The sequence below is a fragment of the Enterococcus sp. 9D6_DIV0238 genome, assembly GCF_002174455.2.
Classification (GTDB): Bacteria; Bacillota; Bacilli; order Lactobacillales; family Enterococcaceae; genus Enterococcus_L; species Enterococcus_L dunnyi.
The window spans coordinates 3,159,762-3,177,392 of the sequence record NZ_CP147246.1; the positions used below are offsets into that span (position 1 = coordinate 3,159,762).

At 38.0% G+C, this 17,631-nt stretch carries 17 protein-coding genes; 13 read left to right on the plus strand and 4 right to left on the minus strand.

The genetic code is table 11. The annotated features are described in order from the left end of the window. The first annotated feature begins 9 nt into the window (after nucleotides 1-9). The 4 genes from rapZ to A5889_RS14880 are packed head-to-tail and all read left to right on the plus strand — an operon-like array spanning nucleotide 10 to nucleotide 3,094. Nucleotides 10-894, plus strand: a complete 885-nt coding sequence (gene rapZ / locus A5889_RS14865; protein WP_087639573.1) for an RNase adapter RapZ — start codon at nucleotides 10-12, stop codon at nucleotides 892-894. Next, entirely contained in the window at nucleotides 891-1,889 is a 999-nt protein-coding gene (locus A5889_RS14870; RefSeq protein WP_176372749.1) for a gluconeogenesis factor YvcK family protein, read from the plus strand. The genes rapZ and A5889_RS14870 overlap by 4 nt, the downstream gene beginning before the upstream one ends. Nucleotides 1,890-1,916: 27 nt before the next feature. After that, the gene (whiA, locus tag A5889_RS14875) at nucleotides 1,917-2,852 is read left to right on the plus strand and encodes a DNA-binding protein WhiA (RefSeq protein ID WP_087639574.1); all 936 of its coding nucleotides are present in this window, start codon (nucleotides 1,917-1,919) and stop codon (nucleotides 2,850-2,852) included. Between the two features lie 44 nt (nucleotides 2,853-2,896). Further along, nucleotides 2,897-3,094, plus strand: coding sequence for a hypothetical protein (locus A5889_RS14880; protein WP_087639575.1), 198 nt, complete (start codon nucleotides 2,897-2,899; stop codon nucleotides 3,092-3,094). A gap of 16 nt (nucleotides 3,095-3,110) precedes the next feature. On the opposite strand, the gene A5889_RS14885 is transcribed toward A5889_RS14880, so the two are convergent. The 3 genes from A5889_RS14885 to A5889_RS14895 form a co-directional block, all read right to left on the minus strand. Beyond that, the gene (locus A5889_RS14885; RefSeq protein ID WP_087639576.1) at nucleotides 3,111-3,632 is read right to left on the minus strand and encodes a DsbA family protein; all 522 of its coding nucleotides are present in this window, start codon (nucleotides 3,630-3,632) and stop codon (nucleotides 3,111-3,113) included. A 107-nt stretch (nucleotides 3,633-3,739) separates the two neighbouring features. Continuing rightward, nucleotides 3,740-4,333 carry an ATP-dependent Clp endopeptidase proteolytic subunit ClpP gene (gene clpP, locus A5889_RS14890; protein WP_087639577.1) on the minus strand — a complete coding sequence of 198 codons (594 nt, stop codon included), beginning with the start codon at nucleotides 4,331-4,333 and terminating at the stop codon, nucleotides 3,740-3,742. 177 nt (nucleotides 4,334-4,510) lie between these two features. Beyond that, nucleotides 4,511-4,822: a TM2 domain-containing protein gene (locus tag A5889_RS14895; RefSeq protein ID WP_087639578.1), complete on the minus strand. Its 312-nt coding sequence runs from the start codon at nucleotides 4,820-4,822 to the stop codon at nucleotides 4,511-4,513. A gap of 251 nt (nucleotides 4,823-5,073) precedes the next feature. Between A5889_RS14895 and A5889_RS14900 the strand changes: the two genes are divergently transcribed. The 9 genes from A5889_RS14900 to A5889_RS14940 all read left to right on the plus strand — a co-directional run bounded on the left by A5889_RS14900 (nucleotide 5,074) and on the right by A5889_RS14940 (nucleotide 16,949). Continuing rightward, entirely contained in the window at nucleotides 5,074-5,589 is a 516-nt protein-coding gene (locus A5889_RS14900; RefSeq protein ID WP_087639579.1) for a hypothetical protein, read from the plus strand. Between the two features lie 123 nt (nucleotides 5,590-5,712). Beyond that, nucleotides 5,713-7,044 carry an IS1182 family transposase gene (locus tag A5889_RS14905; RefSeq protein WP_140405315.1) on the plus strand — a complete coding sequence of 444 codons (1,332 nt, stop codon included), beginning with the start codon at nucleotides 5,713-5,715 and terminating at the stop codon, nucleotides 7,042-7,044. 512 nt (nucleotides 7,045-7,556) lie between these two features. Then, nucleotides 7,557-9,248, plus strand: a complete 1,692-nt coding sequence (ilvD, locus tag A5889_RS14910; RefSeq protein ID WP_087639580.1) for a dihydroxy-acid dehydratase — start codon at nucleotides 7,557-7,559, stop codon at nucleotides 9,246-9,248. Between the two features lie 13 nt (nucleotides 9,249-9,261). Then, nucleotides 9,262-10,956, plus strand: a complete 1,695-nt coding sequence (ilvB, locus tag A5889_RS14915) for a biosynthetic-type acetolactate synthase large subunit (RefSeq protein WP_087639581.1) — start codon at nucleotides 9,262-9,264, stop codon at nucleotides 10,954-10,956. Further along, nucleotides 10,957-11,439, plus strand: coding sequence for an acetolactate synthase small subunit (gene ilvN / locus A5889_RS14920; protein WP_087639582.1), 483 nt, complete (start codon nucleotides 10,957-10,959; stop codon nucleotides 11,437-11,439). Nucleotides 11,440-11,491: 52 nt separating this feature from the next. Further along, nucleotides 11,492-12,487 carry a ketol-acid reductoisomerase gene (gene ilvC, locus A5889_RS14925; RefSeq protein WP_087639583.1) on the plus strand — a complete coding sequence of 332 codons (996 nt, stop codon included), beginning with the start codon at nucleotides 11,492-11,494 and terminating at the stop codon, nucleotides 12,485-12,487. Nucleotides 12,488-12,869: 382 nt separating this feature from the next. Further along, nucleotides 12,870-14,126, plus strand: coding sequence for a threonine ammonia-lyase IlvA (gene ilvA / locus A5889_RS14930; RefSeq protein ID WP_087639584.1), 1,257 nt, complete (start codon nucleotides 12,870-12,872; stop codon nucleotides 14,124-14,126). A gap of 423 nt (nucleotides 14,127-14,549) precedes the next feature. Further along, nucleotides 14,550-16,418, plus strand: a complete 1,869-nt coding sequence (locus tag A5889_RS14935) for an acyltransferase family protein (RefSeq protein ID WP_087639585.1) — start codon at nucleotides 14,550-14,552, stop codon at nucleotides 16,416-16,418. Between the two features lie 111 nt (nucleotides 16,419-16,529). Then, a complete protein-coding gene (locus A5889_RS14940) occupies nucleotides 16,530-16,949 on the plus strand; it encodes a GNAT family N-acetyltransferase (RefSeq protein WP_087639586.1) in 420 nt (139 codons plus the stop codon). A 149-nt stretch (nucleotides 16,950-17,098) separates the two neighbouring features. Here A5889_RS14940 and A5889_RS14945 read toward each other — a convergent pair whose 3' ends face one another. Continuing rightward, nucleotides 17,099-17,620 carry a GNAT family N-acetyltransferase gene (locus A5889_RS14945; protein WP_087639587.1) on the minus strand — a complete coding sequence of 174 codons (522 nt, stop codon included), beginning with the start codon at nucleotides 17,618-17,620 and terminating at the stop codon, nucleotides 17,099-17,101. Nucleotides 17,621-17,631: the final 11 nt, after the last annotated feature.

A 17,631-nucleotide genomic window follows, 5' to 3' on the forward strand; every position in this document is an offset into this window, starting at 1 on the left:
CGCTGTAAGATGGCTGATAATTTACAATTAGTAATAATCACTGGAATGAGCGGAGCAGGTAAAACTGTCGCAATTCAAAGTTTTGAAGATATGGGATATTTTTGTATCGATAATATGCCGCCAAGTCTGATTCCCAAATTTTGGGAATTGATCAAGGAATCAGGCAAAGTAACTAAAATTGCTTTGGTGATCGATCTACGTTCACGTAATTTCTTTAGAGAAATTCAGGATATGTTGGTCGAACTTGAAAATACGAATTTGATCGATACGACGATCATGTTTTTAGATGCAACCGACGAAGAGTTAGTTTCACGCTATAAAGAAACTAGACGTGCACATCCGTTAGCTATGGATGGCTTGGTCACTGAAGGGATCAGAAAAGAACGTGCGATTCTGGAAGAAATCAGAGGAGACGCTCAGGTCGTCATCGATACAACGGATCTTTCTCCAAGACAACTAAGAGAACGAATCAATGAAGAATTTAAAACACGCGACACACATGGTTTTCGTGTGGAGATGGTATCGTTTGGGTTTAAATATGGTCTGCCGATCGATGCAGATATTGTAATGGATGTACGTTTTTTACCAAACCCTCACTATATACCAGAGTTGAGACCATTGACTGGGCAAGATAAATCTGTTTATGACTATGTTATGAGTTTTCCAGAAACAGAAGAATTTTATACTCGCTTCATCGATCTATTGCAACACGTGATGCCTGGCTATGAAAAAGAAGGCAAATCAAGTATCACGATCGCGATCGGCTGCACTGGCGGACAACATCGTTCAGTCGCTTTGACAGAACGAGTAGGCAATGAACTTGGTAAGGAGTATCATGTGAACATTACTCATCGTGATAAAGGAAAACGGAAAGAGACGGTGAATCGCTCATGAAAATGAAAACTTACCGGATCAGAAAGCCTAAGATCGTTGTTGTCGGTGGTGGTACTGGGCTGCCTGTTATTTTAAAAAGCTTGAGAAATCAAAGCGCGGATATCACTGCTGTTGTAACAGTTGCTGATGATGGAGGCAGTAGCGGTGAAATCCGGGAATCAATGAACCTGACTCCTCCTGGTGATCTACGCAATGTGCTCGTTGCTTTATCAGATATGCCGCAGTTGTATGAAGATATTTTTCAGTATCGTTTTGATAAATCAGATAAGTATTTTGCTAATCATGCGATCGGCAATTTAATTATTGCCGCAGTTTCTGAAATGCGTGGTAGTACGTATGAAGCGATCCAATTGTTATCAAAAATGATGCATGTGGACGGACATATTTTTCCTTCATCAGAAAGACCATTGACCTTACATGCTGTTTTCAAAGATGGAACAGTGGCAGTTGGTGAATCGAATATTGCTGTAGACAGGAAAACGATCGATTATGTTTTTGTAACAAATACAAACGACGATGAACAGCCAAAAGCTGCTAGAAAAGTAGTAAAAGCAATTGAAGAAGCAGACATGATCGTTTTAGGTCCGGGAAGCTTATTTACTAGTATTTTGCCAAACTTGGTGATCAGTGAAATTGGAGATGCCATTATCAATGCAGAAGGTGAAGTCGTGTATATTTGCAATATCATGACACAAAAAGGTGAAACCGAGCACTTTACAGATGCAGATCATGTTTGTGTTTTACACGATCATCTCAAAAGTAAGTTTGTTGATACGGTATTAGTCAACACAGAAAAAGTACCTGATGGATACATGGATCCGGACGTTTATGATGAGTATCTTGTACAAGTGGAGCATGACTTTCAAAAATTAAGATCGGAAGGCTGCCGAGTGATTTCTACTGATTTTCTGAAATTAAGAGACGGTGGCGTTTTTCATGATGGTGATAAGGTAGTTGACGAGTTGTTCCGAATCGTTTTTGGAGCAAGGTATTAAAAGGAAAAGAGAGAGGGGGAGAGAAAAATGTCTTTTGCCTCAGATGTGAAAAAAGAACTAACGACGTTAGAAGTCCATCGGGAACATGCTAGAGCAGAACTTGCTGCATTGATTCGAATGAATGGGTCACTAAGCATCGTGAATCAGCAATTCGTGTTGAATGTCCAAACAGAAAATGCTGCGATCGCAAGACGTATTTATTCTCTTTTAAAAGATCATTATGACGTACGATCGGAGTTGCTCGTTCGAAAAAAAATGAAGCTGAAGAAGAACAATGTTTATATTGTTCGTTTAAAACAGGGAACTAAGGACGTTCTTGCAGATTTAGATATTTTAGATGGAATGATGTTCAATAGCCATGTATCAGATGAAATCATGGGGAATGCCCAAAAGATGAGATCTTATTTACGTGGTGCTTTTATGGCTTCTGGCTCAGTCAATAATCCTGAAACCAGTCGTTACCATTTAGAAATATTTTCTATTTATGAAGAACACAATGAAGATATTTGTCAAATGCTGAATTATTATGATTTGAATGCACGGACGCTAGAGAGAAGAAACGGCTATATTTCTTATTTGAAAGGTGCAGAGCGGATCGCTGATTTTTTAACATTGATCGGTGCAACGAATTCGATGTTAAAATTTGAAGATGTCCGAATCGTGCGGGATATGCGCAATTCTGTTAATCGTTTGGTCAATTGCGAAACAGCGAACTTAAATAAGACGATCGATGCTGCATCAAAACAAATTGAAAATATCCAGTATATTGAAAGTGTGGTAGGTTTAACGGCTCTACCAGAAAAATTACAGGAAATCGCTGAATTGCGTTTGGAATATCCGGAAGTCAGTCTGAAAGAACTTGGTGAGATGATTCCTTCAGGTGCAATTTCAAAATCGGGAATCAATCATCGAATCAGGAAAATCAATGAATTTGCTGAAAAACTTAGAGAAAAAAGTGCATAGCTGCAAAGTTACGTGAACTAAAAAATGGAAATCAGGTGAAAGAAATGGGTGTTGAGGATAAAGACTTTATTATGCGGCAAATCAAACAATTAGGCGAAGGTTTGGGCGAATTTTTAGGTAAAGAAGATGTAGATAAAATCTTGAATTTTAGTGAAGACGCCCAAAAAGAAACTCAGGATTCACTCGCTGAAAAGAAACTAAAGAGAAAACAAGAACAAAAAACAAAGACAAAGCCACAATAGCTTTGTCTTTGTTTTTTTATTTTCCTTCAATGTAGCTGATCAATTCTTCCGTTGTAACAGATTCATCAAAGATATGTTCACCAATAACGATCGTTGGAACAAATTTGATATTAGCAGCATTTGCTTCAGCAATCACAGTATCGATCATTGCAGGATTTTTCTTTTCAGCTAGCTGTAGGTTATCTTGGGCAAAGACGGCAACATCTGCTAATGAAAGATGCCCCCATTGATCTTGCGTGTCATACATTTGTTTTAAACTAAGTAATCCTCTTTCTGGTAAGTCGTAATCAATGTGGTGATGCATCACGTTTCCAGGCTGTAATGTTTCTTTCTCTTTATCAAATAGCTTGATAATACGCTGAACTTTTCCTTCTTTAACATATTTTTCTAAAAGGTCAAAAGAGTCTTCAAACCATTTTTTACAGTAGGGACAACGAACATTCATAAATTCGACCATCTTTATTGGAGCTGATTCTTGACCAATGACTAAACCATTTTTTGTAGTGACTTTTGTTGCATCGATAATTGAGATATCCATGTTATACATCCTTTCAATTCTTTACTTATAGTGTAGCGCTTTTTAGTCTGAGTTGAAATAAAAATGTCCAAAATCCGGAAAAGAATTTTGGACATCTGATTTTAGGTTTAGCTTAAGGCACTGCTATTTTCCATTACTTCATCGATCAAGCCGTATTCTTTTGCCTGTTGAGCTGTCATGAAGTTGTCACGATCTGTGTCGCGTTCGATGACTTCTAAAGGCTGACCAGTTCGCTCAGCCAAGATTTTGTTCAAACGGTCACGTGTATCCAAGATATGTTTTGCAGCGATTTCGATTTCTGTCGCTTGTCCTTGTGCACCACCAAGTGGTTGATGGATCATGATTTCAGCATTAGGCAAGGCAAAACGTTTGCCTTTTTGACCAGCAGTTAGTAAAAAGCTGCCCATTGATGCGGCCATCCCAAGTACGATCGTTTGGACGTCTGCTTTAACAAAATTCATCGTATCGAAAATTGCTAATCCAGCAGAAACACTGCCGCCAGGAGAATTGATGTAGATGTAGATATCTTTTTCAGAGTCTTGTGCATCCAAAAATAATAATTGAGCAATTACTGAGTTGGCTACATTATCATCGATCGGACCACTTAACATGATGATTCTATCTTTTAATAATCGTGAATAAATATCATAAGCTCTTTCTCCACGAGATGACTGTTCAATGACTGTTGGTATTAAGTTCATAGTATATTCCTCCTATATAAAAAGCTCTTCAAATCATTTTATCACAAAGCATACCTGAATGCTTAAAAAAAGTATACTTTATTGGTCAAAAAAGGTCAACTTAAATGAACTGAAAAAATAGAAGGTAGAAACGTTGAGCCGTGTTTCTGCCTTCTACTATTATTCTCAAAATAAATATTATGAAGAGACAATAATGTTGCCGTTTTGGTCAGCAGGCTTCAATAAAGTCATGATCGCAGTGAAGAAAGCAATAAGAGCTGGAATGCCAGTCCAACTGAAAACAAGATACATGATGCCTTTTCCAGAAAAACCAGAGTAGAATTTATGAGCACCGATCCAGCCTAAGAAAAATGCTAGAATGAAATAAATCCATTTATTGACTACTCTACCTTGTTGTACATAACCACCAACTGATTGAGTATTATTGTTTTCATTGACAATATTGATGCTGATTTTGTCTTGCAGATTATCAGTGCTTGATTTCGTCATCAAACACTGATACGAAGTGCAGAACATAGGCTTATCTTTATTAGCAATAATAACTTTCTCAAAGTCTGATCTGCTCACTTTTTTTCTATATCTTTAAATTTTCACTTTATAACTTTTACAGATCACCTTTCAAAAAGAATTGAAAACTTTTAAGTAAATGAATCCTTTTTATTTTTTTGTTCTATGTTTTTACGCTTGTGAAAGAGTATGTTATACTAAAAAAGCAAGTAAAGAAGAGTGAGGGGATTCGGATGGTTGTTTTTATCGCAGGCATAACAGGCGTATTAGTTGGCGCAGTGATTGTGTCGATCAGCGTTGCTTTACGAGTGACGTTTGAAGAACGAAAAGCAGCACGTTATCGTGAGCTGGAACATTTCGTCAAAGAAATCGAAACATTGAATCTTTTGAACAAAAAAATCAATGAAATTTTGCAAAAGAGAGATATTTATGTCGATAAATCTGTTAACTTTATTTCTATGGATGATTGTTATATCAGCATCGACGACTTTATATATTTGGAATCTTTTTCTGCGCAAAACAATTTCTATCTTCCTACTTATCTAGTCGAAGAGTTTTTCAAAAAGATTGCTCACAGAAAAGTAATTTTGACCCCGGATGAAGTCATCTCAATGGGTGGAAGTACCTATAAGGGTGGAAAATTGATTTTAGAAACTTTTTCAGAAGAGTTGTTGACGATCATCGAAGATAAAAAAAGACAAATGAAACGTCTGTCGCACAAACCGCTGTACTATTTCCAAAAGAGCTAAAAAGCCCGTACCTTAAGTGAAAGGTACGGCCAGACTGTAGACAAAGTTCTAAAAAAGGATGACGTCTACAGTTTTTTCTTTTATACTTAATGTATGAAAACGTTTTAAAGGAGCGCGTAAAAAATGATGTCAAAACACCCAATGAATGGAAGGGATCAATACATGATGATTTCCTTGGAAGAACTTGTCCCAAAAGATCACTTGATCCGAAAAATAGATAAAGCAATTGATTTTACCTTCATTTATCCAATTGTTGAATCAACTTATTCGACCTTAGGTCGACCAAGTATTGATCCTGTGGTTTTAGTCAAAATCGTCTTCATTCAATATCTCTTTGGTATCCGTTCCATGCGTCAAACGATAAAAGAAATAGACACTAATGTCGCTTATCGTTGGTTTTTAGGCTACGATTTCAATGAAACCATTCCACATTTCTCTACCTTTGGAAAAAACTATGTTCGCCGCTTTCGAGAAACTACACTCTTTGAAGATATTTTCGCCTACATACTGGAACAAGCTGCCAAGGCTCGGATGATTACGGAAGATGTTCTCTATATGGATTCTACTCATATCAAAGCTAATGCAAACAAGCATTATTTTACTAGAGAAATGACGCATATTGAAGCAAAAGCCTATCAATCAGAATTAGAGAAAGAAATTAACGAGGAACGCATCAAGGCAGGAAAGCGCCCTTTTACTTTCCCGACAGAAAGTGAGCTGAAAGAACGAAAAATAAGTAAAGTAGACCCTGAGAGCGGGTATTATGTAAAAGGAGAACGAGAGAAACAATTTGCTTATTCTGCTCATACTGGTTGTGATGAACACGGATTCATTTTAGATGTCATTGTAACGCCTGGTAACCGTCATGATAGTCAAATTGCTCCTGATCTAGTTGCCTCTATCTGTACTAAATTTCCAGCGATACATGCTGTAGCAGCTGATGCTGGGTATAAAACTGCCACTTTTATAGAATTTCTCCGACGGAGAAAACTTCACCCTGTTCTTCCTTATACACGACCTAGAGGTGATCGAACGTTACTAGCCAAAAATCAATTTGTCTATGACGAATACTACGATTGTTACCTGTGCCCTGAAAATCAACCCTTACATTTTTCTACACTTACTCGAGAGGGATACCGTGAATATAAGTCAAAATCTTACATTTGCCAGAATTGTCCGCAATTGAAGCAGTGCACAAGAAGTCAAAATCATCAAAAAGTAGTGACCCGTCATATTTGGCAAGCTGGGTTGGAGAATGCAGAACATCTTCGTCATACTTCCTTCAATCGAGAAACATACCGCAAACGTAAAGAAACTATTGAAAGAGTGTTTGCCGATGCAAAAGAGAAGCATGGGATGCGTTGGACAAAATACCGAACCTTGGAAAAAGTCGCAGTGCATACGAGACTGATTTTTGCTGCAATGAATTTAAAGAAATTAGCCCTGTGGGGCTAGAGAAAGGCGAATGCCTTTATTTTTTTGCTTTGATTTTGATACTAAGATAAAAAAATACGCTCAACACTCTATTTTCTGAATGTTGAACGTATTTGTCTACAGTCTGCCCGTACCTTAAGTGAAAGGTACGGCTTTTTTTATTTATAAAACATAAAGTCAAAAAACAACAACAAACATTTTTAGAATTTTCTGACATTTTTCGCCATTTTTTATTGACAATCTCATTTATTAGGTTTATAGTTAACAAAAGCTTTTATTTATCACATTGAATTTTAATCTTTATAGATTTTGAACGAGGAGACCATTGCCATGAAGAAGACCAACAACAACCACGTATTAGTCATTATTTTATCGTGAAGGACTTAGAACACTGAGAAATTTTGCAGATGTTTGAGTCCTGTTTGTCTTTGGTAAATGGGATTCTTACTAAGACATCCCATTCATTATGATTGGGATGTTTTTTTTGTAGAAAATAATGTAAAGAAAGTTAACTGAATTGGAGTGGATGAAGAATGCGTAGTGATCAAATAAAAAAAGGAATCGAAGCAGCACCGGCAAGAAGCTTGCTATATGCAACTGGACAAGTAAAAAATGCCAGAGATATGGAGAAGCCATTTATTGCGATTTGCAATTCGTATATTGATATTGTGCCTGGACATGTTCATCTAAGAGAATTAGCGGATGTTGCTAAAGAAGCAATTCGTGAAGCAGGAGGAATTCCTTTTGAATTCAATACGATCGGCGTTGATGACGGAATCGCGATGGGGCACATTGGTATGCGCTATTCATTACCAAGTAGAGAGATCATTGCGGACGCAGCGGAGACAGTGATCAATGCTCATTGGTTTGACGGTGTTTTCTATATTCCAAATTGCGACAAAATTACGCCAGGTATGCTCATGGCTAGTGTTCGAACGAATGTACCAGCGATTTTTTGCTCTGGTGGGCCAATGAAAGCAGGAGTCGACCCAAGAGGACATACGACGACCTTATCTTCTATGTTTGAAGCAGTCGGGACTTTTAAAGAAGGAAAGATGACAGCAGAAGAATTTAAGTTCATGGAAGAAAATGCTTGTCCAACTTGCGGTTCTTGTGCGGGCATGTTTACAGCAAATTCTATGAATTGTTTAATGGAAGTCTTGGGATTGGCTCTTCCAGGGAATGGGACGATTTTAGCAGTTTCTGATGAACGAAAGGAATTGGTTAGAAAGTCAGCATTCCATCTGATGGACTTAGTTAAAAAACAAATCAAACCAAGAGATATCGTCACTAAAGAAGCAATCGATGATGCTTTTGCATTGGATATGGCTATGGGCGGCTCTACGAATACTGTTTTGCATACATTGGCGATTGCGAATGAAGCAGAAATTGATTACAACCTTGAAGAAGTCAATGAAATCGCCAAACGAGTTCCGTATCTTTCAAAAATTGCTCCTTCTTCTGCTTACTCCATGCACGATGTACATGAAGCTGGAGGAGTACCAGCGATCATGAAAGAACTAGTTGATTTGGGGAATGCAATTCATCCAGATAGAATCACTGTAACAGGAAAAACGATCAGAGAAAATGTTCAGGATGCAGTGATCAAAAATGAAGAAGTCATCCATCCAAAAGAAAATCCATACAGCCCAGTCGGTGGGTTATCGATCCTTTACGGAAATATTGCACCAAAAGGCAGCGTAATAAAGGTTGGTGGAGTTGATCCATCGATCAAGAAATTTGTCGGTAAAGCGATCTGTTTCAGCTCTCATGATGAAGCGGTTGAAGCAATCGATAACCATACAGTGAAAAAAGGACATGTAGTGGTTATTCGTTATGAAGGACCAAAGGGCGGACCGGGAATGCCGGAAATGCTGGCACCAACATCAAGTATTGTCGGACGTGGTTTAGGTAAAGATGTGGCTCTGATCACAGATGGCCGATTTTCAGGCGCTACGCGCGGGATCGCAGTAGGACATATTTCACCTGAAGCAGCAGCTGGCGGCCCCATTGCTTTAATTGAAGACGGAGATGAAATTGAGATAGATTTAACTAATCGCACATTAGAATTACATGTTTCTGATGAAGAGCTAGCTAAACGAAATGATCATTTACCAAAATTCAAAGCGAAAGTAAAAACAGGATACTTGGCGCGTTATACAGCATTGGTCACATCAGCTCACACAGGAGGAATCATGCAGATTCCAGAAGACCTGCTAGACTAGAGGAGGGAAGTTCATGGCAGAACAACAGAAAAAAATGAAAAGTGGCTCAAAGATTTTGATTGATGCGTTGTTGAAACAAAAGGTTGAAATGATTTTTGGTTATCCAGGTGGTGCAGTACTTCCTCTATATGATGCTTTATATGATGGGGACATTCCTCATATTTTGACACGACATGAACAAGGAGCAGTTCATGCAGCAGAAGGTTATGCAAAAGCAACAGGTAAACCAGGAGTGGTTATCGTTACAAGCGGACCTGGAGCAACAAATGCGATAACAGGTATTGCAGATGCCATGAGTGATTCAATTCCGATGGTCGTTTTTACAGGGCAAGTGATCACTGATGGTATTGGAAAAGATGCATTTCAAGAAGCGGATGTTATTGGCTTGACCATGCCGATCACAAAGAATAATTACCAAGTTCGTGATACAAAGGAATTGCCAAGAATCATTGAAGAGGCTTTTCACATTGCAACTACAGGTAGAAAAGGACCAGTCGTGATCGATTTACCAAAAGATATGACTGTAATGGAGGCGGAAGCCGATATTGAGGTCAAACTTCATTTGCCAAGTTATCAGCCGACGGTCAAACCAAATAAACTGCAAGTAAAAAAACTAATGGAAGCATTAGCTGTCGCTAAAAAACCATTAGTGCTTGTAGGAGCGGGTGTTTTACATGCTGATGCTGGAAAAGAGCTAGTTGAATTTATCACGAAATATCAACTGCCAGCATTAAGTTCTTTGCTTGGATTAGGAGCGATTCCGACGGAGCAAGAGTTGTTCTTAGGAATGGGCGGGATGCATGGATCTTTCGCGGCGAATATGGCATTAACTGATTGTGATCTATTGATTAATATTGGATCGCGTTTTGATGACCGATTGGCAAGTGCACCGAAAGAATTCGCTTCAAATGCAATAATTGCACATGTAGATATCGATCCCGCTGAAATCGGAAAAATCATTGATACTCAGATCCCGATCGTAGCTGATGCCAAAGAGACATTGAAGGAAATGTTGAAGATCGATGTGACTTGTAGTGGCTGGAATGATTGGAACAAACTGAATCTCTCAAGAAAAAAATTACATCCATTTAAATACGATAAAGAACAAGAGGCAGAAATCAAGCCGCAAAAAGTAATTGAATTCATTGGCGAATTAACCAAAGGAGAAGCGATCGTTGCGACAGATGTTGGGCAGCATCAAATGTGGGCGGCTCAATTTTATCCATTTAAAAATGAAAAGCAGCTAGTCACTAGTGGAGGACTTGGAACAATGGGGTACGGTGTTCCAGCAGCAATTGGCGCAAAACTAGGTTGTCCAGATAAAGAAGTTGTCTTATTTGTTGGCGATGGCGGCTTCCAAATGACGAATCAAGAATTAGCCATTTTAAATGAGTATAATATTCCGATCAAAATCGTCATTTTAAATAATCAGTCCTTGGGGATGGTTCGTCAGTGGCAAGAGAGCTTTTTCAATAATCGCCGTTCAGAGTCTGTTTTTTCCAGTCAGCCTGATTTCGTAAAAATGGCTGAAGCATATCATATCAAAGGTGTTAAAATCGATGATCCAAAAATGTTGGAGAAGGCGCTGACAGAAGCCTTCAAGGAAACCGGGCCAATACTTATCGAAGTAATGGTTTCTCCAACAGAACACGTGCTGCCGATGGTTCCAGCTGGAAAAGCGAACTATCAGATGTTGGGGGTGGAGTAAATGAGGCGCATTATCACTGCAACAGTTAACAATAATTCTGGTGTGCTGAACCGTTTTAGTGGGGTATTGACACGAAGACAGGTGAATATTGACAGTATCTCAGTTGGTCCAACAGAGCAAGAACACGTTTCAAGAATAACGATAGTTGTTCAGGTAGCGGATTTAAATGAAAGTGAACAGGTCACAAAGCAATTAAACAAACAAATCGATGTGATCAAAGTTTCTGATATCACAGACGAAGCTCATTTGGAAAGAGAATTGGCATTAGTTAAAGTCAACGCACCTGCTGCGGTTCGGGCAGAATTATTTTCAGTCATCGATCCATTTCGAGCAAATGTCATCGACGTTGGAACACGTTCAGTTGTTATTCAAGTTACGGGTACCAGTGAAAAGATCAGTGCATTTGTTGATGTTGTCGCACCATATGGCATCAAACAGCTTGCACGTACTGGTGTTACAGGATTTACAAGAGGCAACAATTAAAAAAGGGTTTTAAGCATACGCTTATAAGCATAAAAAATTTGGAGGGTTCAACATGGCAAAAGTATATTATGATAATTCAGTAGAAAAAAATCAATTAGAAGGAAAAACGATCGCAGTCATTGGCTACGGTTCTCAGGGACATGCTCACGCGCAAAATCTAAGAGATAATGGAAACCAAGTCATCATTGGTATTCGCGAAGGAAAATCAGCTGAAGCAGCTCGTAACGATGGGTTTGATGTTTTTCCAGTAGCAGAAGCATCTAAAAAAGCAGATGTTGTGATGATCTTAGCACCGGATGAAATCCAAGGAGATCTTTATGACAATGAGATTGCACCAAACTTAGAAGCAGGCAATGCCTTAGCGTTTGGACATGGATTCAATATTCATTTTGATGTGATCACACCACCCAAAGATGTGGATGTTTTCTTAGTTGCTCCTAAAGGACCAGGTCATCTTGTTCGCCGGACATTTACAGAAGGTTTTGCTGTACCTGCATTGTTTGCAGTTTATCAAGATGCTTCTGGTCATGCTAGTGATGTTGCTTTATCTTATGCAAAAGGAATCGGGGCAACGCGTGTAGGAGTACTTGAAACAACCTTTAAAGAAGAAACAGAAACAGATCTATTTGGTGAACAAGCAGTTTTATGCGGCGGTTTGACTAGTTTGATCGAGGCTGGTTTCGAAACGTTAACAGAAGCAGGCTACCAACCAGAATTAGCCTATTTTGAAGTTTGTCATGAATTAAAATTGATCGTAGATCTTATTTATGAAGGAGGATTTGAGAAAATGCGTCACTCTATCTCAAATACTGCGGAATATGGAGATTATGTTTCAGGTCCACGAGTTGTTACAGCAGAAGCAAAAGCGAATATGAAAGATGTTTTGACAGACATTCAAAATGGAAAATTTGCTAAAGGCTTCATTGACGATAACAAAAATGGTTTTAAAGAATTTAATCAAATGCGTAAAGAAAATGCTGGACATCCAATTGAAAAAGTTGGAGCAGAGCTACGTAAAATGATGCCTTTTGTTTCTAGAGAAGACTAAATAGGTAGCAAATGGCTAAAGAGAGCGAAACAAAACAAAACTAAACATCCGTTTTGTTTTGTTTCGCTCTCTAAACCTAAATAAATGGCGAGAAAAAAGCAATTACTACGGCTACGCTTCGATCACATCAGCTAATGCATATAGTTTCACTACTGTTTAAAGAACAAAGTAAAGCTAGCAACATTCTAAGTCCTAAACCACTAAGAGTTGAAAGATTCGGAAATAAGCTGAAATTACTGTAAAACACAACGAAGAATAAGTGGATGCTTTCTCAGCAAAGACTTGCTGCTGATAAACAGTGTTGCACAATACCTACTTGGTTCTTGGAGCTAAACACTTTAGTCTCAGCCTTTTTCTGGCTATATGAAAGGTAGTGGAACAGTTGTCACAATTAACACGAGAAAAAATAGAAGATGCATATCATACATTAAAGGAAGTCGTAACTGAAACACCATTACAATACGATATCTACTTATCCCAAAAATACCAATGCAATGTTTATCTGAAAAGAGAGGATTTGCAAAAGGTTCGTTCCTTCAAGTTACGTGGAGCTTATTATGCTATCAAAGAAACACCGCAAGAAATGCTAAAAAACGGAGTTGTCTGTGCGAGTGCGGGTAATCATGCACAAGGTGTTGCCTATACTTGTCAAGAAATGAAAGTTCCTGCAACGATTTTTATGCCGACAACCACTCCTCAACAAAAGATTTCTCAAGTGAAATTTTTTGGTGGTGATGAAGTCACAGTCAAATTGATCGGTGATACGTTTGATTCCTCTGCGGCAGCGGCGAAAGACTATGCAAAAGCGAATAATCAAGCATTTATCGATCCATTCAATGATCTAAATATCATGGCGGGGCAGGGTACCGTTGCAGTTGAAATCTTTAAAGAAGCAAAAGAAGCGGAATTTCAAGTTGATTATCTACTGTCAGCGATCGGCGGCGGCGGTTTAGTCAGTGGTGTTTCTACATTTGTAAAAGCTGTAAGTCCAACGACCGAAGTGATCGGTGTAGAACCACTGGGGGCTCAATCGATGAAAGCAGCTTTTGATAAAGGCGGACCGGTCATGTTGGAACAAATCGAAAAGTTTGTTGATGGCGCTGCGGTGAAAAAAGTTGGCAATCTGACCTATGAACATGCAATGGATTATGTAGATAGATTACTGGCCATTGATGAAGGACAAGTTTGTACGACGATTCTAGAGCTCTACACAAAGCAGGCGATTGTAGTGGAACCTGCTGGGGCGTTGAGTGTTTCTGCATTAGAACACATCAAGGAAGAAATCAAGGGAAAAACAGTGGTCTGTATTATCAGTGGTGGAAACAATGATATCAATCGAATGGAAGAAATCGAAGAACGTTCGTTGATTTTTGAAGGTTTGAAACATTATTTTGTCATTAACTTTCCACAGCGCCCTGGAGCATTAAGAGAGTTTGTAACCGATATTTTAGGTCCTGATGATGATATCACTCGTTTCGAATATACGAAAAAGGTGAACCGGGGAACCGGACCAGTAATTTTGGGGATTCTTTTAAAAGAAAAAGAAGAATTATCCAATTTATTAAAGAAGATGGCTACATTTGATCCGAATTATATTGATTTGAGTGACAATCCATCTTTATATGCATTACTTGTTTAGAGAAAAAATAATTGTTTACATTTTAAAATTATTGTTATTTTATTTTGGTTTTTTAGTAAAAATTTCCGAGAATAAGAAGGGTAGAAATTGACATCATTTATCAGCGGATGACCTGATAAATGAGTCAATTTTTTTTTACAAAAATAAATATCTAAAATTTGATTAAAAATGTAGAAAAATGGAGAGAGAGTCCTTGCCATTTCCTCCGAAAGAACGTATATTTAACTTACTACATTAAATCAGTCAAAAACATCGACTGTCAATGGGCATGAGCCAGATAGAAAATCATTTTCACTTCATTCGATCACCTTTTTGATCAAACCAGAATTATTTTTTCTATCATTCGTCATTTTTATTATCATGTCTCTTTGTTAAACATTACTCGAAATACCAAAATAGAATATTAGTAAAGTTGGAATATAAATGAATATTAATAAAAGGTTAGAAGATCGCCGTTATATCACCGGATTTGATGGAATTCGGACACTAGCGGTCATTGGCGTGATTCTTTATCACTTGTTCCCAAATATAATGCATGGGGGCTATTTAGGTGTCCCTATTTTTTTTGCTGTCTCAGGTTATTTGATTACTGACCTGCTGAGGCAGGAATGGCTTCAGACCGAAACGATCGATGTCAAGGGCTTTTATATTCGTCGGATGAAGCGGCTTTACCCAGGCTTGATTGCTATGTTGATCCTATCATCAGCCTATATCGTTCTTTTCCAAAAAGATTTACTGAACAATTTACGCAGCGTTTTTGCCAGCAGCGTATTTTACTATAATAACTGGTGGCAGATATTTAAAGGCTTTTCTTATTTTGATCGTTTTGCTACACAATCTCCTTTTACTCACATTTGGTCATTGGCAGTTGAAGCACAGAATTATCTGGTTTGGCCGTTGTTATTTATTGTCTTAAAAAAATACGTGAAACATAGTGGTAAAATTTTTGCTTTGATCATGGGGGCGACAGTCATCTCTGGGGTGCTGATGGCGGTTTTGTTCACACCAGGATCGGATCCCACAAGGGTTTATTATGGAACAGATACGCGATTATTTTCGATTTTAATGGGGAGTGGCTTGGCTTTTGTTTGGCCAAGCTATCGTCTGAAAGAAGAAATTCCTGCTAAAGCAAGGAATTTATTGAATGGCGTAGGAATTGCTTCATTGGTTGTTCTATTAGCCTCGTTTTTGTTTTTCGCAGATCGTTATTCTTTTGTCTATTACGGAGGGATGTTTATTGTCAGTATTTTTGCTACGCTTTTAGTAGCAGTTACGGCTCATCCAGGAGCTGACGTCAATCATTGGCTGACAAATCCTGTTTTTACTTGGATCGGTAAGAGAAGCTATGGGATCTACTTGTATCAGTTTCCAGTGATGATTTTTTACGAAGCCAAAATAAAAAATCTTAGTGACCATGTTTTATTGCACTCATTGATCGAACTAGCTTTGATTTTAGGCATCAGCGAGCTTTCTTATCGCTTTATTGAAAAACCTTTAGGCAAATTTTATTATAAGTATACATGGTTCGCAATCAAAGATTTCTTTAAAAAGCCTTGGTTTACTTCGGCTAAAATCACTGCGGTCATCTGCACAGTATTCACTTGTTTTGCGTTATATGGTCTGGCGATCGCACCATCTAATGAAGTAACTGCTGATCAAAAGCAGCTGCAAAAAACGATTGAGGAAAATAAGAAAAAAGCAGAAGAACGTAAAGAAGCAGAGAAAGCGAAAAACGAAGGAAAAACGACTGAGTCTACAGAACAGTCAGCAAAAGCACCAGAAATAAATGTTGATTTGACAGCTGAAGAAATCAAAAAAGCACAAGGGATGGAGATCACTGCTTTTGGGGATTCAGTAGTACTTGATGCAGCAGCTGGACTACAGGAAATTTTTCCAAAAATAATTGTTGACGGTGAAGTGGGAAGACAATTATATGAAAGTGCTCCGACGATTCAAAAGTTGGATAAAGATAAATTATTAAAAGACAATGTTTTGGTTGGGCTTGGGACGAATGGCTCATTTACTGAAGCACAGTTTGATGAATTTATGTCAGCGATCGGTACGAAGCGAAAAGTTTATTGGATCAATGTTCGCGTTCCAACACGTAGATGGCAAAACGAAGTTAATACGATGTTGGACAACATGAAAAAGAAATATAAGAATTTAACGGTTATCGATTGGTATAATTATAGTAATGCACATGAAGAGTGGTTTTATGAAGACCGAGTTCATCCCAATGTTGATGGACAAGTCAAATATTCTAACTTTATTGCAAAAGAAATTCTGAAATGATATTGAAAGAATCTGAATGATGACGAAAAAGTCAATGTTCAGATTCTTTGCCATTTTTCTGTGTATCCAATGTATAATATAAAAGAAAACAGGATGAAGGAGGTATAAAAAATGCAGTTTTGGTCAATAAAGACAGAAATACCTAAAGTTGAAGAATACCTAGATTTACGTAAAAGCGGAGGTCTGTCTCCACGTGGAAAAAAAGCAAGTGAATTAGGATTAAAAAATAGCTTATTTTCTATCTGTATTAGAGAAAAAGAGACCGGAAGATTAGTTGGAATGGGACGAATCGTAGGGGATGGCGGTACAAGTTATCAAGTTGTTGATATTGTTGTCCACCCAGAATATCAGAAACAAGGTTTAGGAAAGCAGATCATGGAGCAGCTGATGGCTTATATAAATGAAAAATGTGACCCGCTGGCTTATGTCAATCTAATTGCAGATGTGCCTGCAAATAAATTATATGAACAATTTGGATTTGTTGAAACAAGTCCTTCTAGTGTGGGCATGTATTTAAAAGTGAAACGTTGAATTATAGTAAAAATGTATCTATTGGGGTTGTATCACTGATAGATGTTTAGTTCAGAATGATAGTGAATAGTCTTTTATTTAGTAGGATGTCAAAATAAGTTAAATAAAGAGGTGAGACAACTGATCAACAGTTTGTTTCACCTTTTTACTTATGTTAAGACTAATTGATAAGCATAACGTTCTCCATTTGGTACTTTCAACAGGATATCCCCTTGATACGAAAAGCCTGCTTTTTTTATCAATTGTTGCATGGCTAGATTTTTAGGATGAGTATCAATTCGGATATCTAAATATCCATTTAACCTAGCGGCTGAAATAAGCAGATTCATCAAGGTCAGCGCTAAACCTCTTCCTTGGTGATCTGAATGAAGAGCAACTCGATGGATAACAGCATAAGATGAACCTGTATCTTGCCAGTTACCGTTTTTTATTTGTTCATAAGGTGGTTCTTTATCGGTAGAAATAACGCCTAGACCAACAATCATTTGATCGACGACCAGGACATAGCAGTGCCCCAAAGAAATATCTGAAATCAATTGCTTTTCACTTGGGCCTTCACCATTTTGCCATTGTGGAATTTTCTGTTCTGCTAAAAGTTGCCTTGCACGGACTATGATTTCCATCAGCTCAGGCAAATCATTAGGTTGCGCATATCTTAGATAAGTCGCCATAGTAAGATCCT

Bases quoted from the DNA above. Each gene is read 5' to 3' on its own strand.
- rapZ (WP_087639573.1), top strand. From the start codon at position 10: ATGGCTGATAATTTACAATTAGTAATAATCACTGGAATGAGCGGAGCA.
- A5889_RS14870 (WP_176372749.1), top strand. From the start codon at position 891: ATGAAAATGAAAACTTACCGGATCAGAAAGCCTAAGATCGTTGTTGTC.
- whiA (WP_087639574.1), top strand. From the start codon at position 1,917: ATGTCTTTTGCCTCAGATGTGAAAAAAGAACTAACGACGTTAGAAGTC.
- A5889_RS14880 (WP_087639575.1), top strand. From the start codon at position 2,897: ATGGGTGTTGAGGATAAAGACTTTATTATGCGGCAAATCAAACAATTA.
- A5889_RS14885 (WP_087639576.1), bottom strand. From the start codon at position 3,632: ATGGATATCTCAATTATCGATGCAACAAAAGTCACTACAAAAAATGGT.
- clpP (WP_087639577.1), bottom strand. From the start codon at position 4,333: ATGAACTTAATACCAACAGTCATTGAACAGTCATCTCGTGGAGAAAGA.
- A5889_RS14895 (WP_087639578.1), bottom strand. From the start codon at position 4,822: ATGACGAAATCAAGCACTGATAATCTGCAAGACAAAATCAGCATCAAT.
- A5889_RS14900 (WP_087639579.1), top strand. From the start codon at position 5,074: ATGGTTGTTTTTATCGCAGGCATAACAGGCGTATTAGTTGGCGCAGTG.
- A5889_RS14905 (WP_140405315.1), top strand. From the start codon at position 5,713: ATGATGTCAAAACACCCAATGAATGGAAGGGATCAATACATGATGATT.
- ilvD (WP_087639580.1), top strand. From the start codon at position 7,557: ATGCGTAGTGATCAAATAAAAAAAGGAATCGAAGCAGCACCGGCAAGA.
- ilvB (WP_087639581.1), top strand. From the start codon at position 9,262: ATGGCAGAACAACAGAAAAAAATGAAAAGTGGCTCAAAGATTTTGATT.
- ilvN (WP_087639582.1), top strand. From the start codon at position 10,957: ATGAGGCGCATTATCACTGCAACAGTTAACAATAATTCTGGTGTGCTG.
- ilvC (WP_087639583.1), top strand. From the start codon at position 11,492: ATGGCAAAAGTATATTATGATAATTCAGTAGAAAAAAATCAATTAGAA.
- A5889_RS14935 (WP_087639585.1), top strand. From the start codon at position 14,550: ATGAATATTAATAAAAGGTTAGAAGATCGCCGTTATATCACCGGATTT.
- A5889_RS14940 (WP_087639586.1), top strand. From the start codon at position 16,530: ATGCAGTTTTGGTCAATAAAGACAGAAATACCTAAAGTTGAAGAATAC.
- A5889_RS14945 (WP_087639587.1), bottom strand. From the start codon at position 17,620: ATGGCGACTTATCTAAGATATGCGCAACCTAATGATTTGCCTGAGCTG.